The sequence below is a fragment of the Proteus alimentorum genome (genome assembly GCF_002607735.1).
GTDB classification, from domain to species: Bacteria; Pseudomonadota; Gammaproteobacteria; order Enterobacterales; family Enterobacteriaceae; genus Proteus; species Proteus alimentorum.
The window spans coordinates 122,493-140,943 of the sequence record NZ_NBVR01000039.1; the positions used below are offsets into that span (position 1 = coordinate 122,493).

19 protein-coding genes are annotated in these 18,451 nt (G+C 42.0%); 8 read left to right on the forward strand and 11 right to left on the reverse strand.

Annotated elements, in window-relative coordinates:
• Positions 1 to 6: 6 nt before the first annotated feature.
• Complete coding sequence (locus tag B6258_RS15655; RefSeq protein ID WP_099076027.1) at positions 7 to 237, forward strand: FeoC-like transcriptional regulator; 231 nt, start codon at positions 7 to 9, stop codon at positions 235 to 237.
• A 118-nt stretch (positions 238 to 355) separates the two neighbouring features.
• Here B6258_RS15655 and bioH read toward each other — a convergent pair whose 3' ends face one another.
• Positions 356 to 1,123, reverse strand: a complete 768-nt coding sequence (gene bioH / locus B6258_RS15660) for a pimeloyl-ACP methyl ester esterase BioH (RefSeq protein ID WP_099076028.1) — start codon at positions 1,121 to 1,123, stop codon at positions 356 to 358.
• A gap of 37 nt (positions 1,124 to 1,160) precedes the next feature.
• Between bioH and gntX the strand changes: the two genes are divergently transcribed.
• The 6 genes from gntX to glpD all read left to right on the forward strand — a co-directional run bounded on the left by gntX (position 1,161) and on the right by glpD (position 6,457).
• Positions 1,161 to 1,853, forward strand: coding sequence for a DNA utilization protein GntX (gene gntX / locus B6258_RS15665; protein WP_099076029.1), 693 nt, complete (start codon positions 1,161 to 1,163; stop codon positions 1,851 to 1,853).
• Between the two features lie 60 nt (positions 1,854 to 1,913).
• Complete coding sequence (gene nfuA / locus B6258_RS15670) at positions 1,914 to 2,492, forward strand: Fe-S biogenesis protein NfuA (RefSeq protein ID WP_023583208.1); 579 nt, start codon at positions 1,914 to 1,916, stop codon at positions 2,490 to 2,492.
• Positions 2,493 to 2,671: 179 nt separating this feature from the next.
• Positions 2,672 to 2,998, forward strand: coding sequence for a thiosulfate sulfurtransferase GlpE (glpE, locus tag B6258_RS15675; RefSeq protein WP_099076030.1), 327 nt, complete (start codon positions 2,672 to 2,674; stop codon positions 2,996 to 2,998).
• A gap of 19 nt (positions 2,999 to 3,017) precedes the next feature.
• A complete protein-coding gene (gene glpG / locus B6258_RS15680) occupies positions 3,018 to 3,857 on the forward strand; it encodes a rhomboid family intramembrane serine protease GlpG (RefSeq protein ID WP_099076031.1) in 840 nt (279 codons plus the stop codon).
• Between the two features lie 38 nt (positions 3,858 to 3,895).
• Positions 3,896 to 4,654, forward strand: coding sequence for a DeoR/GlpR family transcriptional regulator (locus B6258_RS15685; protein WP_006534541.1), 759 nt, complete (start codon positions 3,896 to 3,898; stop codon positions 4,652 to 4,654).
• 309 nt (positions 4,655 to 4,963) lie between these two features.
• Complete coding sequence (gene glpD / locus B6258_RS15690) at positions 4,964 to 6,457, forward strand: glycerol-3-phosphate dehydrogenase (protein WP_099076032.1); 1,494 nt, start codon at positions 4,964 to 4,966, stop codon at positions 6,455 to 6,457.
• Between the two features lie 115 nt (positions 6,458 to 6,572).
• Here glpD and B6258_RS15695 read toward each other — a convergent pair whose 3' ends face one another.
• On the reverse strand, positions 6,573 to 6,932 hold the full coding sequence (locus B6258_RS15695) for a DUF488 domain-containing protein (RefSeq protein WP_099076033.1): 360 nt from the start codon (positions 6,930 to 6,932) through the stop codon (positions 6,573 to 6,575).
• Between the two features lie 278 nt (positions 6,933 to 7,210).
• Between B6258_RS15695 and metF the strand changes: the two genes are divergently transcribed.
• Positions 7,211 to 8,110, forward strand: a complete 900-nt coding sequence (gene metF, locus B6258_RS15700) for a methylenetetrahydrofolate reductase (protein ID WP_099076034.1) — start codon at positions 7,211 to 7,213, stop codon at positions 8,108 to 8,110.
• 50 nt (positions 8,111 to 8,160) lie between these two features.
• Here metF and B6258_RS15705 read toward each other — a convergent pair whose 3' ends face one another.
• The 9 genes from B6258_RS15705 to B6258_RS15745 all read right to left on the reverse strand — a co-directional run bounded on the left by B6258_RS15705 (position 8,161) and on the right by B6258_RS15745 (position 18,418).
• Positions 8,161 to 8,751: a DUF4291 domain-containing protein gene (locus B6258_RS15705; protein ID WP_099076035.1), complete on the reverse strand. Its 591-nt coding sequence runs from the start codon at positions 8,749 to 8,751 to the stop codon at positions 8,161 to 8,163.
• 257 nt (positions 8,752 to 9,008) lie between these two features.
• Positions 9,009 to 10,010: a LacI family DNA-binding transcriptional regulator gene (locus tag B6258_RS15710; RefSeq protein WP_099076036.1), complete on the reverse strand. Its 1,002-nt coding sequence runs from the start codon at positions 10,008 to 10,010 to the stop codon at positions 9,009 to 9,011.
• A 54-nt stretch (positions 10,011 to 10,064) separates the two neighbouring features.
• On the reverse strand, positions 10,065 to 11,582 hold the full coding sequence (locus tag B6258_RS15715; protein WP_099076037.1) for a tripartite tricarboxylate transporter permease: 1,518 nt from the start codon (positions 11,580 to 11,582) through the stop codon (positions 10,065 to 10,067).
• 19 nt (positions 11,583 to 11,601) lie between these two features.
• The gene (locus tag B6258_RS15720) at positions 11,602 to 12,063 is read right to left on the reverse strand and encodes a tripartite tricarboxylate transporter TctB family protein (protein ID WP_099076038.1); all 462 of its coding nucleotides are present in this window, start codon (positions 12,061 to 12,063) and stop codon (positions 11,602 to 11,604) included.
• A gap of 61 nt (positions 12,064 to 12,124) precedes the next feature.
• Positions 12,125 to 13,099: a tripartite tricarboxylate transporter substrate binding protein gene (locus B6258_RS15725; protein WP_240531606.1), complete on the reverse strand. Its 975-nt coding sequence runs from the start codon at positions 13,097 to 13,099 to the stop codon at positions 12,125 to 12,127.
• Between the two features lie 20 nt (positions 13,100 to 13,119).
• Entirely contained in the window at positions 13,120 to 14,172 is a 1,053-nt protein-coding gene (locus tag B6258_RS15730) for a sialidase family protein (RefSeq protein WP_099076040.1), read from the reverse strand.
• A gap of 22 nt (positions 14,173 to 14,194) precedes the next feature.
• A complete protein-coding gene (locus B6258_RS15735) occupies positions 14,195 to 15,124 on the reverse strand; it encodes a dihydrodipicolinate synthase family protein (RefSeq protein ID WP_099076041.1) in 930 nt (309 codons plus the stop codon).
• Positions 15,125 to 15,134: 10 nt separating this feature from the next.
• Positions 15,135 to 16,781: a signal transduction protein gene (locus tag B6258_RS15740; protein WP_099076042.1), complete on the reverse strand. Its 1,647-nt coding sequence runs from the start codon at positions 16,779 to 16,781 to the stop codon at positions 15,135 to 15,137.
• 50 nt (positions 16,782 to 16,831) lie between these two features.
• Positions 16,832 to 18,418, reverse strand: a complete 1,587-nt coding sequence (locus tag B6258_RS15745) for an FGGY-family carbohydrate kinase (protein WP_099076043.1) — start codon at positions 18,416 to 18,418, stop codon at positions 16,832 to 16,834.
• Positions 18,419 to 18,451 lie beyond the last annotated feature (33 nt).

The following is an 18,451-nucleotide window of genomic DNA, read 5'->3' on the forward strand; positions in this document are numbered from 1 at the left end:
AGTAAGATGGCAAGTCTGATAGAAGTACGTGATTGTATCGCTCTTAATGGTCGAGCCGATGCCCGTCTTATCAGCCATCAACTCAATATGCCTGAACCACTGGTGCAAGCAATGTTAGAGCGGCTCACATTGATGGGTAAGCTTCAAGAGGTGGATGTAGAAGATTGTCTGACGGGCAGTTGTAAAAGTTGCCCAGAAGCCACCTCATGTCAGACAAAGCTTTATCAATTACGCTAACAAAATAGTTTATAACTGACCTAAATCCCCTATTTTTATAGGGGATTTTTCTATCCTAAACAGAAAATGGTATTCGTGTTCTATCTTGCCGTATTTCTATCTTGCCGCATATAGTGGTTCATTCTGTACACGCATTAATAAGTGCATCACTAAATTCATCTGGATGTGAAATAAATGGTGCATGAGCCGCATTGCGGAAAATAACAGAAGGTGAATGTGGATAAATGGCATCTAATAATCCAGCCACTTTCCGAGGAACTAAGCCGTCTAAATAGCCGTAAAAACGAACAAAAGGACAACGCAAGGCTTTCAATTCTTCTCGTAAATCCTCAGTACGCAGAATTTCTAATCCGCCATTAAGCACTTCAACAGAAGGAAGTGGTTGATCTAATACCACTGATTTTAATGCCTTCATATCTTCACGGGCACTTTGCGTGCCCAATGTTTGCAGTGCTAAAAAACGTTCAACGGTACGATGAAAATTCTCATTTAACTGCTGTTCAAATCCGCTTAAAACTTCAGGTTTGATACCCGGCCAATCGTTATGAGCACCAAAACAAGGCGAAGACGCTACCGTAATCAATGCTTGCACATTATTGGGATTATCCAAAGCAACACGGCTCGCGACTAATCCCCCTAAAGACCATCCTAACCAAATGGCATGATCAGGGGCTTTGGCAAAAACAATGTCAGCCATCTCTTTTAATGTAAGAACAGGAAAACCTTGGCTACGTCCATATCCAGGGAGATCAACAAGATGCAGTGTAAAATGCGAGTTTAGTCGCGGTATTAATGATTGCCAGACCTCTGCATTCAATCCCCATCCGTGTAATAGCACAAGATGCGTTTTTCCTTCACCGATTGTCTGCCAATACAATTTATTCATTGTTATGCTCTCTTTTCTTAGTACAGGGATTTTCATTATGTGGATAACAATAGCAGGATATTGTTGGTTATGTCGCCAACCCTTACATTATGATACTAAAGGTATTTGTTCGAGTTGTATTCGCAATTTACCTAAACAGCAGGATCGTTGCCCGTGCTGTTTATATCCCTCATCTCACGCTATGATGCTATGTGGACGTTGCTTACAATCGCCTCCGCCATGGAAACAGATGTTGACAGTCACTGACTATCAACCGCCATTAAATAAATTATTACACCTTTATAAATACCAACCTCGCCCTCAGATAGCGTTATGTCTTGCACGACTTTTTCTATTGCGATGGCTTTCACATCGGCGAGAAAATTTGGTGCAGAAACCCGATAGAATTATTAGCGTTCCTTCGCATCGTCATCGCCGTTGGTCTAGAGGCTTTGAGCAAGTAGAAGCTATCGCTAAGCCTTTGGCAAGGTGGCTAAATTGTGCTTATCAACCAGATACCCTGATAAGAACTCGTGCTACACTGGTGCAAACGCATCTTAATGCCAAACAAAGGCAACAAAATTTAAAGAATGCTTTTGTATTAAATAACACAGTGTCGGTATCAGGGAAAAATCTGGCACTAATTGATGATGTTATCACTACAGGCGCGACATTAAAGAGCATTGTACCCTTGTTATTTCGTGCGGGAGCACGCTCTGTTGAGGTATGGGCGATTTGTCGAACCTTGTAGTTAACCGCCAATTGGGCGTATGATAACCAACCAGAACAGTCAACTATTGAGCAAGACGATATGATTATTATTACTGATGCCGCACAGGCGCATTTTGCCAAACTACTGGCTAACCAAGAACCCAACACCCAAATTCGTGTATTCGTTATCAATCCAGGCACACCTAATGCTGAATGTGGCGTTTCATACTGCCCACCTGATGCCGTAGAGCCAAACGATACTGAAATTAAGTTCGAAAAACTTTCTGCGTATGTTGATGACATCAGCGCACCGTTCTTAGAAGATGCGGAAATTGACTTTGTCACTGACCAACTGGGCTCACAATTAACCCTGAAAGCACCTAACGCCAAAATGCGTAAAGTCGATGCTGATGCACCGTTAATTGAACGCGTAGAATACGTACTACAATCACAAATTAACCCACAATTAGCGGGTCATGGTGGTCGTGTTAGTTTAATGGAAATCACCGAAGATGGTTATGCTATCTTACAATTCGGTGGTGGTTGTAACGGTTGTTCAATGATTGATGTCACATTAAAAGATGGTATCGAAAAAGAATTGTTAAACCTGTTCCCAGATGAGTTAAAAGGTGTGAAAGATTTAACTGAACACCAACGTGGCGAACACTCCTACTACTGATCCCTCAGTATCACATCCCCTATGGTACTCACCTGCACTGATATCATGGGGGATTTGTTTATTAAAATAATCATTTACAAAGTGTAACGTCATCTTTACCTATTTGACGTTATGATAAATGTATCGTTCTATCGCTCAGAACAAATAAATCGATTAACAATATAATAAATAAGACAATTATGGATAAGTTTCAATTTCTCAGCATTGAACAGGCCTATCAATTCTGGACATCTCAATCAGCGATATTAGTTGATGTTAGAGATCCTCAGAGTTACCGCATTGGTCATGCTACCGGCGCATTTCATCTCACCAATGATACGCTAAACCAATTTTTACAAGACGCTGACTTTGATATACCGGTTATGGTGATGTGTTATCACGGCCATAGTAGTCAAGGCGCAGCTCAATATCTGGTCAATATGGGCTTTGAAACCGTTTATAGTGTTAACGGTGGTTTTGAAGCATGGCTAAGAGAGTTTCCACAAGCGATAACTTCTCTGCAATAACTACAGATGAGTTTTGTTAATGATCCACATTATTACGCTTTCTAACCCTCAAGCGGCTGATTTGTTTGTCAATTACATGGCAACGAAAGGTGTACAAATTCACGCAAAAAATGAAAATCAGCAGATCTCACTTTGGTTAGAAGACCAACATCAGTTGGATATGGTTGAAAAAGAACTAAATACTTTTTTACGTGAGCCTTTTCACCCACGTTACCAAGCTGCAAGTTGGCAAACGGGTGATCCGAAAAATACGGGGATCAAATATCGCCCAGCCTTTTCGATAAAAAATATGGTGCAACGATCAGGCCCATTAACGGTGCTAGTGGTCATTTTATGTGCCCTGATTTTTATTTGGCAACAAGTGGTAGGTGATTATGATGTCATGCTTCATCTAGCGTGGCCTTATAACGAGAGCCTGAACTTTGAAGTTTGGCGCTATATCACCCCTGCGTTTGTTCACTTCTCACTAATGCATATCGCCTTTAACCTTGCGATGTGGTGGTATCTCGCAAGTCAAACAGAGCAGCGATTAGGCACGGGTAAGTTATTTGTCATCCTACTCGTTTCTGCGCTCTTTAGTAATTGGGCACAATCGCTGTTTACAAACTCCAACTTTGGTGGACTTTCTGGTGTTGTTTACGCATTAATTGGCTATGTCGGCTTAACAGGAATGCGTAATCCAGAAAAAGGTATTGGTGCTCCAACAGGCTTACTCGTCTTTTCGATTTTGTGGATTGTTGCAGGTTATATGGGCGTTTTAGGTGACTCTATCGGAAATACTGCACATTTTGCAGGCTTCCTTATCGGCTTATTGATGGCTTTGTGGGATAATCGACATCAATTATCTCGTAGATCATAATAAAATTAACATGATATTTTTAACATTAGGGGATACCTGTGAAGCAAACGCAACGACATGATGCCATCATTGAACTGGTACGCCTACAAGGTTATGTCAGCACTGAAGAATTGGTGGAGCATTTTGAAGTCAGCCCACAGACAATCCGACGTGATTTAAATGAATTAGCGGAAAAGAACAAAATCCAACGTCATCACGGTGGCGCGGCATTACCTTCAAGCTCAGTGAATACGGCTTATCATGATCGTAAAATTATGTGGTCTGATGAAAAATCACGTATCGCACAACGAGTCGCCAGCTTAATTCCTGATGGTGCAACACTGTTTATTGATATCGGTACAACACCTGAAGCTGTCGCACATGCATTAATTAACCACAAAAACCTACGTATCGTGACCAACAACCTCAATGTGGCAACGTTACTGATGGGCAAAGAAGACTTTCGCTTAATTCTTGCAGGTGGTGAAGTGCGTACACGAGATGGTGGTATTGTCGGTGAAGCTACGCTTGATTTTATCTCTCAATTCCGTCTTGATTACGGTATTTTAGGGATAAGCGGTATTGATATGGATGGCTCTCTACTTGAGTTTGATTACCATGAAGTGCGAACTAAACGCGCAATTATCGAAAACTCACGCTGTGTCATGTTGGTGACTGACCATTCTAAGTTTGGTCGTAATGCGATGGTGAATTTAGGTAATATGAATCTGATCGATTACTTATTTACCGATCAAGAACCACCTGCAGGGATCCAAAAAATTGTTGAACAACACAACGTTCAACTTGAATTGTGTTAATTAGATAAATTCCTCAAAAAGTACCTTATCAGGTACTTTTTTTTCGCCTATTCCCCACTAAATTCTGATTAACCCATTCTATTTACTCTCTTTTTTTACCTATCTACGCTCTTTTTTATTAACACATTAACAATGTTGCTTATTTTTAATAAACCCACAAAACTTGTGGATATGATAATAAATTGTTATCCATATCACGCGGTTATGTTTTTTATCAGTTATATAGTTGGCATTTTCATCAAACTTCATTACAATTATGAGCGAAAACGAACATTAAAGAATTGTTTCGCGCATTCGTAGGAGGATGTTATGAAAACTCAAGACTTGATTGTCATCGGCGGCGGAATAAACGGCGCTGGAATTGCGGCGGATGCAGCTGGCCGAGGCCTTTCAGTACTTATGCTGGAAGCTCAAGACTTAGCAAGTGCGACATCTTCCGCAAGCTCTAAACTTATTCATGGTGGTTTACGTTATCTAGAACATTATGAGTTTCGCTTAGTGAGCGAAGCACTGGCAGAGCGTGAAGTGTTATTACGCTTAGCACCACATATCGCATTTCCAATGCGTTTCCGCCTGCCACACCAACCACACTTGCGCCCAGCTTGGATGATCCGTATTGGCCTATTCCTTTATGATCATTTAGGAAAACGTGTCAGCTTACCAAGCAGTAAAGGTATTAAATTTGGTGCAAACTCTGTTTTAAAACCAGAATTAACACGCGGTTTTGAATATTCAGACTGTTGGGTTGATGATGCACGTTTAGTGGTGCTCAATGCACAAGAAATCGTTCGTCGTGGCGGTGAAGTACGCACACGAACTAAAGTCACCCGTGCTTGGCGTGAAAACAATTTATGGATGGTAGAAGCGCAGGATTTACGTACTGGTGAAACATCGCTCTATCAATCAAAAGCACTAGTCAATGCTGCTGGCCCTTGGGTTAAAACACTGTTTGATGAAGGCTTAAAACTGAAATCACCTTATGGTATCCGCTTAATTAAAGGTAGCCATATTGTTATTCCTCGTGCGCATAACGAACCACAAGCTTATATTTTACAAAACGAAGATAACCGTATCGTTTTCGTCATTCCTTGGATGGATGAGTTTTCTATCATTGGTACAACCGATGTGGAATACAAAGGCGATCCGAAAGATGTGGCGATTGATGACAACGAAGTTCAGTATTTACTGAAAGTCTATAACGATCACTTTAAAAAGCAGTTAACCAAAGAAGATGTAGTTTGGGATTACTCTGGCGTACGTCCATTATGTGACGACGAATCAGATTCACCACAAGCGATTACTCGTGATTACACCTTAGATGTTCATGATGATAATGGTCAAACACCACTGTTATCTGTATTTGGTGGTAAATTAACGACTTATCGTAAATTAGGTGAACACGCCGTTGATAAACTTGTTGCTTACTTCCCTAACATGGGTAAACCATGGACTAAAAATGGTCAATTACCGGGTGGTAATTTAGAAGGCTGTGATCGTGATGGTTATTCTCGTTTAATTCGCCAACGTCACCCTTGGTTACCAGAAGCACTGGCACTGCGTTTTGCCCGCACTTATGGTAGCAACACGGAATTACTGCTTGAAGGCATTACTGATTTAGCCGGTATGGGCGAAAACTTCGGTCATAATCTGTATGAAGCAGAATTACGTTATTTAGTGAAACATGAATGGGTTATCGAAGTTGATGATGCGATTTGGCGTCGTACCAAACTCGGCATGTGGCTAAATGACGAACAAAAACAACGTATTGCTGCGTGGTTAGCAGCAAATACACACACTGCATAAGAGTAGCAAAAATATTCTCTGACTCTGTTCGATGTTTTTATTAGCAATTTTTGTGGCGCCTAATACCGCGCCACTTTTTTTTGCTTTTTTTACCAAAATGCTAAAATTACCATCATTAACAGTGTGTTAGCTGTTTTTCTAGAAAATCCTTTAACACTGTTGCATTATTTTGTTGCTCGTCTTTACCTGAATAAAGTAATACCAATGGCTTCTCTTTGGCTATTGCAACAAGCGGTTGCCAATATTCAGGAGCACCTGTCAATTCACCAATATAACGTTGCGTAAATTCAGAAAAATCCCCGCCTCCAGCATGAAACCATTTTCGTAATTCAGTTGAAGGTGCAACACCTTTATTCCACTCATCATAATGAAAATCGGTCTTTTTCACACCTCTAGGCCACAATCTATCAACGAATACGCGATAACCTTCATTCGCCCCGCCTTTATCGTTATACACGCGTTTACAGGTGATCATTTCGCCTTCCTTTAATAAATTAGTTCGCTTAATTGTAGAAGAAAAATGATCAGGCTAATGCCTAGTGAGACTAATTTTCTTTTTAAAGAAGGCTTCAACATGAAGTTTTCTCTCATTTCTATTGAATTATCCTCATCAAAAACAGGGTGAATAGTTGTTGACTAAATAACCTAATTAATAGAGTCTACATCTAGACGTCTAAATGGTTAGATGGACAAATGGGTAGTGATACTTAAATAAGAATAACAACACAGTGATATGATTGATGAGGTACAGGTATGAGCTTTTATCACGCAAGTCAACACGAAGCATTAAACCAAAATCTTGCCGAACTTGATGGTCAGATCCAAGTTTCCTTTGAGTTTTTTCCGCCTCGTACCGAAGAGATGGAAAATACCCTTTGGCAATCTCTTGCGCGCTTAAATACCTTAAAGCCGAGCTTTGTTTCTGTGACTTATGGTGCAAACTCGGGCGAGCGAGATAGAACGCACTCGATTATTAAAGGAATTAAAGAGCGCACAGGCTTAGAAGCTGCACCGCATTTAACTTGCGTTGATGCCAGCCGTGAAGAGCTACAACGTATCGCACAAGATTATTGGCAAAATGGTATTCGCCATATTGTGGCATTACGGGGCGATTTACCCAATAACACTCAAAAGCCCGATATGTATGCCACAGATTTAGTGCACTTACTTAAAGGCGTGGGGGATTTTGATATCTCTGTTGCGGCTTATCCTGAAGTACATCCAGAAGCAAAAAGCGCACAAGCGGATTTAATTAACTTAAAAAGAAAAGTAGATGCAGGAGCAAATCGCGCGATCACTCAATTTTTCTTTGATGTCGAAAGCTATTTACGTTTTCGTGATCGTTGTGTTTCAACGGGGATTGATGTTGAAATTGTGCCAGGCATTTTACCTGTCACTAATTTTAAACAGCTAAAACGCTTTGCCGGTTTAACCAATGTGAAAATTCCTGGTTGGATGCATAAAATGTTTGATGGGTTAGATAACGATCCTGAAACCCGTAGTCTGGTAGGTGCTTCGATTGCTATCGATATGGTGAAAATTTTAAGCCGTGAAGGGGTCAAAGACTTCCATTTTTATACACTCAATCGTTCAGAATTAACCTATGCTATTTGCCATACGCTAGGCGTTCGTCCTGAACTTGTTCAAGCCTGATCTTATCTTACAATGACCCCGCCAATAAAGCGGGGTGACATTTCGGTGGGTTACTCACCAATATGATACGGTTTTTCTACTGGTAATAGACTGTATGCGGTGTCGAGATCACCATTAGCAATACAAGCATCTATTTTACGGACCTTATCGGTAATATCCGTAATATTCACAATCCACTCTTTGCAATATTTTTCAACTGCTTGATTTCGCAAACCAATTTGGATGGTGCGATAACTGAGTCGATTCAGATAAATATCACGCTCAGGATCCCACTGAATGCGAATGTTACTGGTTTCTGATGCCTCTTTCCAAGCTTCAGCACTGGCATAGCGGTCTGGATCAAAATGACTCACCACACCTTGTGTCAGCATCTCTTGAAAACCTTCATGCGTAATATCAACCGCAAGAATAGAAGCTTGATTAGCGTCTTTGCGTCCCCAACCAGAGCGGTACATCATCCAAAGAAAGGAAGGTTTTACCCAAGTCATACGGGTCATACTAAAAGGAGGCGAAACAAAAGTTCCGTTTGCGACTGCGCTCTGAGCAATAGTATTTGAATAGGCTTGATAAACACGAACAAAATCATTCGTATAATATGCCCTTACTTCACACTCAGGACATCGGTCAACATCATCGTTCATCTTTCTTTAATATCCTTTTATATTAATAAAATGGAACTATCCGCTTAAATTATGAGCCTCTACCTACTGATAATCAAGAGCCCCTATTTTTGTTAAGACACTGAATAGCGTAGCGCGCTCTCGCGAAACTGAAAAAAAGAATAACAAGAAAATAAACAGACTCATGTCGCGATTGTGGTTTATTTGTACAGCAATGAGTCAATTAAAATGTCTATTCTACTCACAAAGTGAGGTGAATAAGTTTGCTAATTGACTCATTAGGCTGGAATGAGACGTTCAATAAGCTGTGTTTTGATAAGTGCAGGCGCTTTCACGGCAGTGCCTGAAATTTTTGCCGTCATGATTTCAAAGGCTTTTTCGACTAATAACGCTTCATCCTGCTTCATTGACCACACATTATTCGGTAAAAAGCTGAGCATCACATGATCATCGAATGTACCAATATGAAGATGCGCAGGAATACTGCCTTCACGTTGACGGATAACACTCAATAAACCTTCAAGAATAGGCAATGATGAGGCAATAAAATGAGAAGGTATTTGCTGATGTTGTTCCAAATACTGCTTCATCATCCGCTCACCATCTTTGGTCGTATTATGCTCAGCATAAGAGACCGTGACACGGTTATCATCACCATAATGCCCTTTTATGGCTTGCACATAACCACGCAAGCGAGCGGCAATAGTGGGTAATAATGCATCACCCGCAAAAAAGTGAATTGGCGCATTTTGCTTTATCATCGCTTTTGTCAACTGAGCACCACTATCACAGTTATCTGACGCGACACAAATAGCCTCACTGACAGAGAAATCTCTATCTAAAAAAACCAAGGGTTTTTGACGATGTTTAACATGATGTAGTTGATTTTTGCGGCTTGATGAAACAATAAAAATGCCATCCACATTGCGCTCGTCCATTGATTTAACGAGCTTATTTTCATTTTTGATATCACCATAGGTACAGCTAATCGTTAGCTGGCAACCAATTTGGTGACAATGCATCTCTAATTTTTCAGCTAAAGCGGCGAAGAATGGGTTAGAAAGGCGAGGGATAACCAATCCGTAGGTATCTGTTTTATTAAGCTTTAAGCTTCTAGCCGCATGATTGACGGTATAACCAAACACCTCAACATAGTCCGCTATCTTCTTTTGCGTTTTTGCACTGATCCGGTATTGATCACCTTTGCCATTTAATACCAATCTGACTGTGGTAATAGACAAATTCAGGTCATTTGCAATCTGTTCAACTGTTTTTGCCATTAATATTCCATCATTGATATTGCCCTCATCGTAATGATGAGGGCCAGTTAACCTTTACTGAGCAGGCTTAGCTCGGCATTTCTTCCACATCGCTTTTAACGAAGGGCCAATAATAGGTAGGATCAACGTCAGTATCGCAATACCTAAAAATGTCGCTGTAATTGGGCGTGTATACAGGATAGATAAATCCCCCTGAGACATCATTAAAGCACGACGTAAGTTTGATTCTGCCATCGGCCCTAAGATAATCCCAATAACGACAGGAGACATGGAGAAATCGAGCTTAATCATAATATAAGCAAGTAATCCTGCCCCCATCATCACGAATACATCGATGATACTATGGTTCACAGAATAAGCACCTACACTACATAATACAAAGATAATTGGCACTAATACGCGACGCGGAACATCCATCACTCGCACGAAGAGTTTCATACATAAGAAACCTAAGATACCGAGGAAAATATTCGCCATCATCAAACCAATAAAGATACTGTTAACTTCAACGGGATTGTCAGTAAAGAGTTGAGGCCCTAATGCCAATCCTTGAACCATAAATGCACCCATGATAATGGCCGTTGCGCCATCACCCGGAATACCCAAGGTCATTAAAGGCACCATGGTTCCGCCTGTTACTGAGTTTGCACCCGCTTCTGGTGCAGATACTCCTTCAGGTGAACCGTGACCAAACTCTTCAGGGTGTTTAGACCAACGCTTTGCTTCGTTATAAGAGATAAATGATGAGATATCTCCGCCGGTTCCCGGAATTGCACCAATCGTTGTACCAATCGCTGACGAACGGAAGTAAGTGGGCAATACACGTTTAAAATCAGCCCATGTTGGTAATACACGGTGAATACGCGCATTAATTTTTTCACTTTTCTTCTGTTTGCGCTCACGATATTCTTCTTCAAAACTAATCAAGCCTTGAGAGAAAGCGAACAGACCAACCAAGATAGGAATAAATGAAACCCCACCCATTAGGTAAACAGTATCAAAGGTGAAACGAGGCCCTGATGTCATTGGATCAAGCCCAATAGTCGCAATCGCTAAGCCTATCGCCCCTCCCATTAATCCTTTTACAATCGATTGCGATGATACACTGGTAATAATACTTATGCCAAATACAGCGAGTGCAAAATACTCAGCCGCAGAGAAACCTGTTGCCACTTTAGCTAATTGAGGCGCAATAACAATCAGGGCGATTGTACTAAAGATCCCCCCGAACATAGAGCCCATCGTAGATAAACCCAACGCTCTTCCTGCTTCACCTTTTTTCGCCATTGGATAACCATCCAATACCGTTGCAGCAGAAGCGGGAGTACCCGGCGTACTAATCAATATCGCAGTAATTGAACCACCGTAAACGGCACCACAATACATTCCTAATAACAGGAGGATCCCTGTCATTCCTTGGAAGGAGTAAGTTAATGGGAGAAGTAATGCAATTCCCATATTCACTGTTAGGCCTGGTAATGCGCCGATAATAATACCCGCGAACACCCCCAACAAGATCATCGTTATCGTTTCCAGACTGAAAACGATCATTAAAGCGTCTAGTATTTCCATCTCAAAGCTCCTTTACCGCTTACTCAAAAAAGACGGAGGTTGGCAGAGGTGAATTAAAGATAATGTCAAAGAAGACATAAACGGCGGCAACCATTACAACCGGAATAATAATCAGTGCAATAGGTTTTCTTTCATTCATCAGCCACATAATGATCGGGATAAGAAGCAGTGACGGAATAATAAAGCCAAAAAAGTGCAGACCAGTGGCATAGACCAACATAAAGAGGCCTAAACCATAAGCGCGTTTAACTGCAGTAGAACTTAGGTCAACAGACTGGTGTACATGTTTAATTTTATCAACCACAACACTGATCCATTGAAAAATCCCCAGTAAAATAAATAAGATGGCAAGACCATAAGGCCAAAAACGCTCCCCAGGCACACCATAATCATCAAACATGCTCATATCACGGGAGAGATAGATAATTAGTGCCCCGAAAGCCACTGAAATCGCACCGATGATTGTATTGATTTTTGTCATGTCGGGATCTCCCCGACCCTACCTGCCGTGACAGGTAGGGTGGTTTATAATAATAGAAAAGTTATTTTTTCAGGATTGTTGAAATTAACTCAGCATACATCTCGTGGTCTTCTTTCATCATTTGGTACGCATCGTCACCAGTGATGAATACAGGCATAATACCTTGTTTTTTCAGTGCTTCTTGATATTCAGGTTTTTGAACCACTTCAGAGAATGCACCAACTAACTCATTCTTCACGTTATCAGGTACATTAGCCGTTGTTGCTAATACAGCCCAAGCACGCATTTTCACGTTAGTGTCTAATTTCAATGCTTCTTTAAAAGTAGGTACGGCTGGGAATAATGGGAAACGACGCTCATCCATTACACCAAGAACACGTAGAATACCAGCATCGACTTGAGACTTAACTGCACCCGGCGTTGTTAATACGCCATCGATGTGGTTACCCACTAAAGCAGCGATTGAAGGGCCTGTACCTTCGTTATAAGGAATATGGTTAAATTTAGCACCCGTGGTACGTTCGATATTCACGCCAGCTAAGTGATAAATAGCCCCCATACCTGAGTTACCGACTTTCAGTTTACCCGGATTCGCTTTTGCGCCATCGATAAACTCTTGTAACGTGGTGTAAGGTGATTCTGCATTAACAACTAACACCACAGGATCAGCGATAGTTGTTGCGATTGGCGTGAAATCTTTATAAGTAACCGGTGATTTTCCTTGGTGTGGGAACATCGCGAGTTCAACGGTTGTCATGACTAATTTTGTACCATCAGGGCGCGCATTAGCAACTTCAATCAGACCCGTTAAACCATTACCAGCAGGCTTATTCACCGGAACGAAAATACGTCCAGCCGGCATAACATCTTTTGCAAATTCAATGATAGTACGTGCAGAAGTATCAGTACCACCGCCCGGGTTTTTCGGGATGACAACATCAATATTTTTTGTAGGATACGTTAACTGTTGGGCAACTGCATTCCCCATGCCCAGTGTCATCGTAATCGCCAACGCTGCGAGTAGACTCTTTTTCATAAAACCCTTTCTCCACATTTTTATTGAGTAGCCATTAACTGCTGATAAACAATGTTTTTTCGATTCCAAGTAAAGGTCACGTGTAGGGTATTGTTTTCAGCAATAATAGCCGGATATGAAAATTCGCCTTCCCCATCGAGTAAATCGAATGGTTCAGACCAAGTACTGCCATTATCGGATGAAAGACTGACAGAGATGGGATAACGACGACTCCAGTTACCTGAATTCGGGTTATACACCAATGCCAGTTGACCATCTGCGAAGGAGACGACATCAATGCCGCTATTATTATTTGGTAATATTGTTGCATAAGCCGGACACCAATTGCGTCCATAATCCGTTGAATCGCTACGATAAATAGTACCGCGCGTACTCCGCATCATGGCATGCACATGCCCAGGCTGGGATTCCCATAGTGTTGGCTGTATAACGCCATCCCATTGAAAAACGCGTTGTAGATCAGTCTCCCATAAGGCATCGTCCTTTAAACCCTGCCAGATTTCATGTTCCGCTTGTTCACCTTTATGATGTTCAATTGGAATATCTACTCGCAACCAGTGTTGACCGTTGTCACTCGAAATATCGACAAACGCATCCCAGAATTGGTCATCCTCAACCGATCCCGGTGCCAACCACTCGCCATTCGACATCACTAACACTTTGTTTTTCACAGGACCTCTAGGTGCTACATCACCAGAAACCAATTCACTTGGTAAACTCCAGCTATTTCCGCCATCCTTCGAGATAACGTATTGGGTCGTCCAACTATGTACATCGGGACCCGTTTTATAAAACAGCCAGATATTACCTGTTGATGGGTCAACATGTAAAACTGGATTCCAGTGCGCAACACCCGGATTTTTAACAACAGGTTGAGCGTGTTGCCAATGATCACCCTCTTTCATCACTAGCCAGATAGCGGTATTACCGCTACCTTCTTTATCACCAGCGAAAAAAGCGGTTAACAAACGCTCAGAGTTAGGCACACGCACAATCGTTGAAGCATGGCAGTGATTAAAAAGTGAATGTGCATTATCAAGCACAAACTGAGTTTCCTTCATCACGAAAGGCATATTCCTACTCCTGTGTCCTAAATTAATCTAACGAAAGCCACTTTTTCATATTCTCACCCAATGCGGTCATGCTATTGACGGCAGAAGGGAAAAATGAGTTTTCAAACTGACTGCTGTTACGGGAACGGCAAACCAGTGTGCTGAAGTTACCAATCAGGCGCTGATGATATTTAGCGCATGCTGGATAATCCAGTGTTTCGGTCATCGCTGCTGTTGATAAATAATCTGCTAACACCGCAGCCTGCTCTGGTTTATCTTTCCAATTTTCATAAAGCCAAACATAAAGCTCTGGATGGAAGTTTGCCATAACACCGCTATATGCCTGACATCCTGCTTGGAATGAAGCTAATAGCGTTTGACTGTTGGCGTTTGCAAGATGCAAGCGAGTTCCTTTTGATAATGCCAAGCGACGTTCTATCATCGGAAGAGAACAACAAGTATCTTTGATAAAGGTAAAGCGATTACTTTGTGCACACCACTCTACAATTTCTTCAGATAACAAGCGTTTGTAAGGATAAGGGCATTCATAGATACCCAAATCAATCTCTTTTGGTACCACATTGGTTAAGACTTGCAGTGTTTCCAGCGCCTTATCATCCGACTCCCCGATGAGAGCCAAGCGATTACTGATCATAATGACGCCATCGACACCCGTACCTGCCATTGCCTGCAATTGTTCTTTTTGCTGACTTAATGCAGTTGCAGTATGACCAGAAGCAACTACAGGTACTCTTCCATCTGCTTTTTCAACGATAAAACGGGTGAGTGCTTGAGTTTCCTCATCACTTAAATAAAACATTTCGCTTGATTGGCAGGCGGCAAAGAGTCCATGTACACCAGAGTCGATATACCAGTCTACAAGGCGCTCTAATGACGCCCAATCAATCTCCCCTTTGGCATCAAAAGGGGTTAGCATAACAGGCCAAACACCGACGTATTTTTGCTGACTCATCATCAATTCCTTACAGTAAGTTAATGGCATCGCCTGCCACTTTCACTTGGATACCTTGAGTCAATGCTTGAGCAACGAATGCCTTTAGCACAAACGCCAATTTATCTTCATCAACATACGCCACAGTAATGTGGTTACTTTGATGTCCCGCCATAAGGTCATCACGAGTTACGCCATCTAACGTACAGTTCAGTAATGGCCATTCGTAGTTAGTTGCTCTACGGCGACGTTCAAATTCTGCTTCAGGTAACTCCACAGCCACGCCCGTACCAATATGCATAATCACATCAGTACCTTCATAGTGCGCACGACCCCATAACAAGCGCCCTGCTTTGCCTTGACCTGCAATGGTTGATCCTCCTTTAGGGAAGAACATTGGAGGTTGGCGATAACCTGTTGCACCTTTTAGGCCACCTTTGAGGTGTTCAAAAGGAACCGAGCCTGAAATTTCCATATCCCAGTAGAATGTTCCTTCATACTCACTACCCCAACGAATATCATGTAGTGTGGTTTCAGCAGGTAGTCCTAATGATGTTAATAAACGCCATAACATCGTTTGAGGAATAGCCGTACCCATATCCACTTCGTTGATACAAGGAATTGGCGTGTTAGGGCAGATAATCTCGCCGTTTTCATCTGGCAATGGGAAACGTGCGGTTGAGCCAATCGCACCTTCAGCAAAGTCAGATGCAGGACAACAATCTTTTAAGCCCTGCTGATATTGCACACCCACGGCGGTTAAACCAAAACGTTTTACGAAACGCGCCATTGCAATCATCATGGCGCACTGCTCCATCACTTGTTCACGAGTGAGTTCAGTTTTGTCATCTTGACCAAACATAAACGTCATCCCGTTATCTTCGTACCACTGTAAACATGCCTCTCTTAATTCTGTTGGTACTTTCGCCATTTCGACAAGTAACGCCGATTGAGAAAGGGATTCAATTGGCATACCAATATTGATCATTGCCTGTTGTGGGAAGACCCCGTTAATCATTCCCATACAGAATGTATCGAACAAACCAATTATTTCTTTATTTTTAATTATATATTCGCCGACTTTACGACCCACTTCGCCGGCTTCTGTCGCCATTACCCTGTGTGTTGGCGCAATATCTGTAAGATAGCTAAGCTTATGATTTACATAACCATACTTCAACCAAGTTGCTAAGCCATCTACAAAGAATTCATCATCAAACTCTTCTGACCATAAACGTGAATAATTTTTACCTAAACTGGTCATCGTACCCGCTAAACACAACATGCCTACCAGACCCGGCCATGTCCCATCAAAGTTAGCCAGTAGTAAAATAGGGCCACGATGGTGCGCTAAGGAAGAGGCGATATGGTGTGAATATTGCCATGCGGTTAATAACACGATAACCGGAGCATCCGGATCGATTGCAGCAAACATATCGCAACCTTCACGCTGACTGCTGATAAAACCATGACCGCGAGCTTCATTAATTTCATGAGCACGCTTCATTTTGTAACCTTGAGCTTCTAGTGCAGCAGCCAGTTTATCTTCAAATTTTTTCTGTACAGGCCAGCACGTTACGTTTGCAGGCTCGCGTAAGTCTGCGTTGGTGACCATCAGGATCTCTTTCTGACCTGCTGTGATGGTTGTCGGTAATTTTGGTAGATTTAAGTTCAACATAAGATATCCCTGGTAAGGTAAACTCGGTTCATAATCGGAAAAATTAGTGGTCAACAATCTGACATCATTTCGTTATAACGCTGCTGGTCTTGATACATCTGCAAATAAACTTGATATTTAGCCTGATGGAAGGCAAACGTGTCGCTATCTGGTGTGATAATGCCACCTTCTCGTACCATTGCGCTGGCAGCTTTAGAGAAATCATCAAAGGCTTTACACGCTACGGCACCTAATAATGCAGCCCCTAAATTCACCGCATCTTCTTCTTGCGCTAAATGAATTTCACGACCTGTCGCATTGGCATATTCGCGTAGCCACAATGGATTCTTCGTTGCTCCACCACACATCACGATGCGATTGATTTGATGTCCAGCATCTTCAAGTGTGTCAATAATATGGCGTGTGCCATAAGCAATAGATTGCAGTGTTGCAAGATAATAACGCGCCAATGCAACACGACCACTTTCCAGCGTTAATCCACTTACCATGCCTTTTGCAGCAGGATTGGCGCGCGGAGAACGATTGCCATGATGGTCAGCTAAAACATGAAACTGTGCCGTTGGATATTGTTCATTCTCTTCCAATTCAGCGACGGCTTCGTTTAGTAAAGCATAGTAATTAACGCCTTTTTCATTCGCTTCTTGCTCTAATTCAGCCCATGACTCATGACGGCGGATAGACCATTCAACTAACGCACCAGCAGCACTTTGACCGCCTTCGTTTAGCCATAAATCGGGTAACATCGCGCCAAAATAAGGTCCCCAAACACCGGGCACCATAATGGGGTATTGGCTTACAATCATGTGGCAGTTAGACGTACCACTGATAATTGCCAAACTTCCTTCAGGTTGTGACGCCGTTAATGCCAAACCACCCGCATGAGCATCAATAATGCCTGAAGCAACAATGACACCCGTGTGCAAGCCAAACGCATTGGCAACTGACTCATCTAAACAACCCGCTTGTTCACCTAACGCAAGGATGGTTTGTGGTACTTTTTCTAATAATTCATCCAAACCTACATCGGCTAACAAGCTCTCACTAAATTGCCCCTGATGTGCTAAATAGTTCCATTTACAGGTTAATGTACAGGTACTTGCAACATCCCCTGATGTGGCTTTCCAAACTAAAAAGTCAGCTAAATCAAAGAATCGCCAAACATTTTGATAACGCTCTGGATAATGATTTTTTAACCACAGAATTTTTGGCAATTCCATTTCAATACTCACTTCACCACCGACATATCGTAGTGAAGGATCATTGGTCAGATTAATGGTGACTGTTTCTTGAACAGCACGGTGATCCATCCACATGATGATATCTTGTTCCGCTTTACCGCTTGGTGAAACAGAAAGTCCCTTGCCGTCTTTATCCACAGCAACTAAAGAACAGGTGGCATCAAAACCAATAGATTTCACATGGATAGGGTCAATAGCAGATAACGCCACCGACTCTTTTACAGTAGTGCAAACCTGCTGCCAAATATCGGTAGACGATTGCTCAACGAAATCCGTTTTTGGGCGGAATTGAGCAATAGGGCGGACAGAAAAGCCCAAACGCTTTCCATTGCTATCAAATACCGCTGCACGGACACTGGCTGAGCCAACATCAACGCCAATAAAATATTGTTGTTCCATGCGAACCCTCATCATTTGCTAACGCTATGCTAA

Excerpts from the sequence above, each read along its gene's own strand:
- B6258_RS15655 (WP_099076027.1), top strand. The coding sequence starts at position 7 with ATGGCAAGTCTGATAGAAGTACGTGATTGTATCGCTCTTAATGGTCGA.
- bioH (WP_099076028.1), bottom strand. The coding sequence starts at position 1,123 with ATGAATAAATTGTATTGGCAGACAATCGGTGAAGGAAAAACGCATCTT.
- gntX (WP_099076029.1), top strand. The coding sequence starts at position 1,161 with ATGTGGATAACAATAGCAGGATATTGTTGGTTATGTCGCCAACCCTTA.
- nfuA (WP_023583208.1), top strand. The coding sequence starts at position 1,914 with ATGATTATTATTACTGATGCCGCACAGGCGCATTTTGCCAAACTACTG.
- glpE (WP_099076030.1), top strand. The coding sequence starts at position 2,672 with ATGGATAAGTTTCAATTTCTCAGCATTGAACAGGCCTATCAATTCTGG.
- glpG (WP_099076031.1), top strand. The coding sequence starts at position 3,018 with ATGATCCACATTATTACGCTTTCTAACCCTCAAGCGGCTGATTTGTTT.
- glpD (WP_099076032.1), top strand. The coding sequence starts at position 4,964 with ATGAAAACTCAAGACTTGATTGTCATCGGCGGCGGAATAAACGGCGCT.
- B6258_RS15695 (WP_099076033.1), bottom strand. The coding sequence starts at position 6,932 with ATGATCACCTGTAAACGCGTGTATAACGATAAAGGCGGGGCGAATGAA.
- metF (WP_099076034.1), top strand. The coding sequence starts at position 7,211 with ATGAGCTTTTATCACGCAAGTCAACACGAAGCATTAAACCAAAATCTT.
- B6258_RS15705 (WP_099076035.1), bottom strand. The coding sequence starts at position 8,751 with ATGAACGATGATGTTGACCGATGTCCTGAGTGTGAAGTAAGGGCATAT.
- B6258_RS15710 (WP_099076036.1), bottom strand. The coding sequence starts at position 10,010 with ATGGCAAAAACAGTTGAACAGATTGCAAATGACCTGAATTTGTCTATT.
- B6258_RS15715 (WP_099076037.1), bottom strand. The coding sequence starts at position 11,582 with ATGGAAATACTAGACGCTTTAATGATCGTTTTCAGTCTGGAAACGATA.
- B6258_RS15720 (WP_099076038.1), bottom strand. The coding sequence starts at position 12,063 with ATGACAAAAATCAATACAATCATCGGTGCGATTTCAGTGGCTTTCGGG.
- B6258_RS15725 (WP_240531606.1), bottom strand. The coding sequence starts at position 13,099 with ATGAAAAAGAGTCTACTCGCAGCGTTGGCGATTACGATGACACTGGGC.
- B6258_RS15730 (WP_099076040.1), bottom strand. The coding sequence starts at position 14,172 with ATGCCTTTCGTGATGAAGGAAACTCAGTTTGTGCTTGATAATGCACAT.
- B6258_RS15735 (WP_099076041.1), bottom strand. The coding sequence starts at position 15,124 with ATGAGTCAGCAAAAATACGTCGGTGTTTGGCCTGTTATGCTAACCCCT.
- B6258_RS15740 (WP_099076042.1), bottom strand. The coding sequence starts at position 16,781 with ATGTTGAACTTAAATCTACCAAAATTACCGACAACCATCACAGCAGGT.
- B6258_RS15745 (WP_099076043.1), bottom strand. The coding sequence starts at position 18,418 with ATGGAACAACAATATTTTATTGGCGTTGATGTTGGCTCAGCCAGTGTC.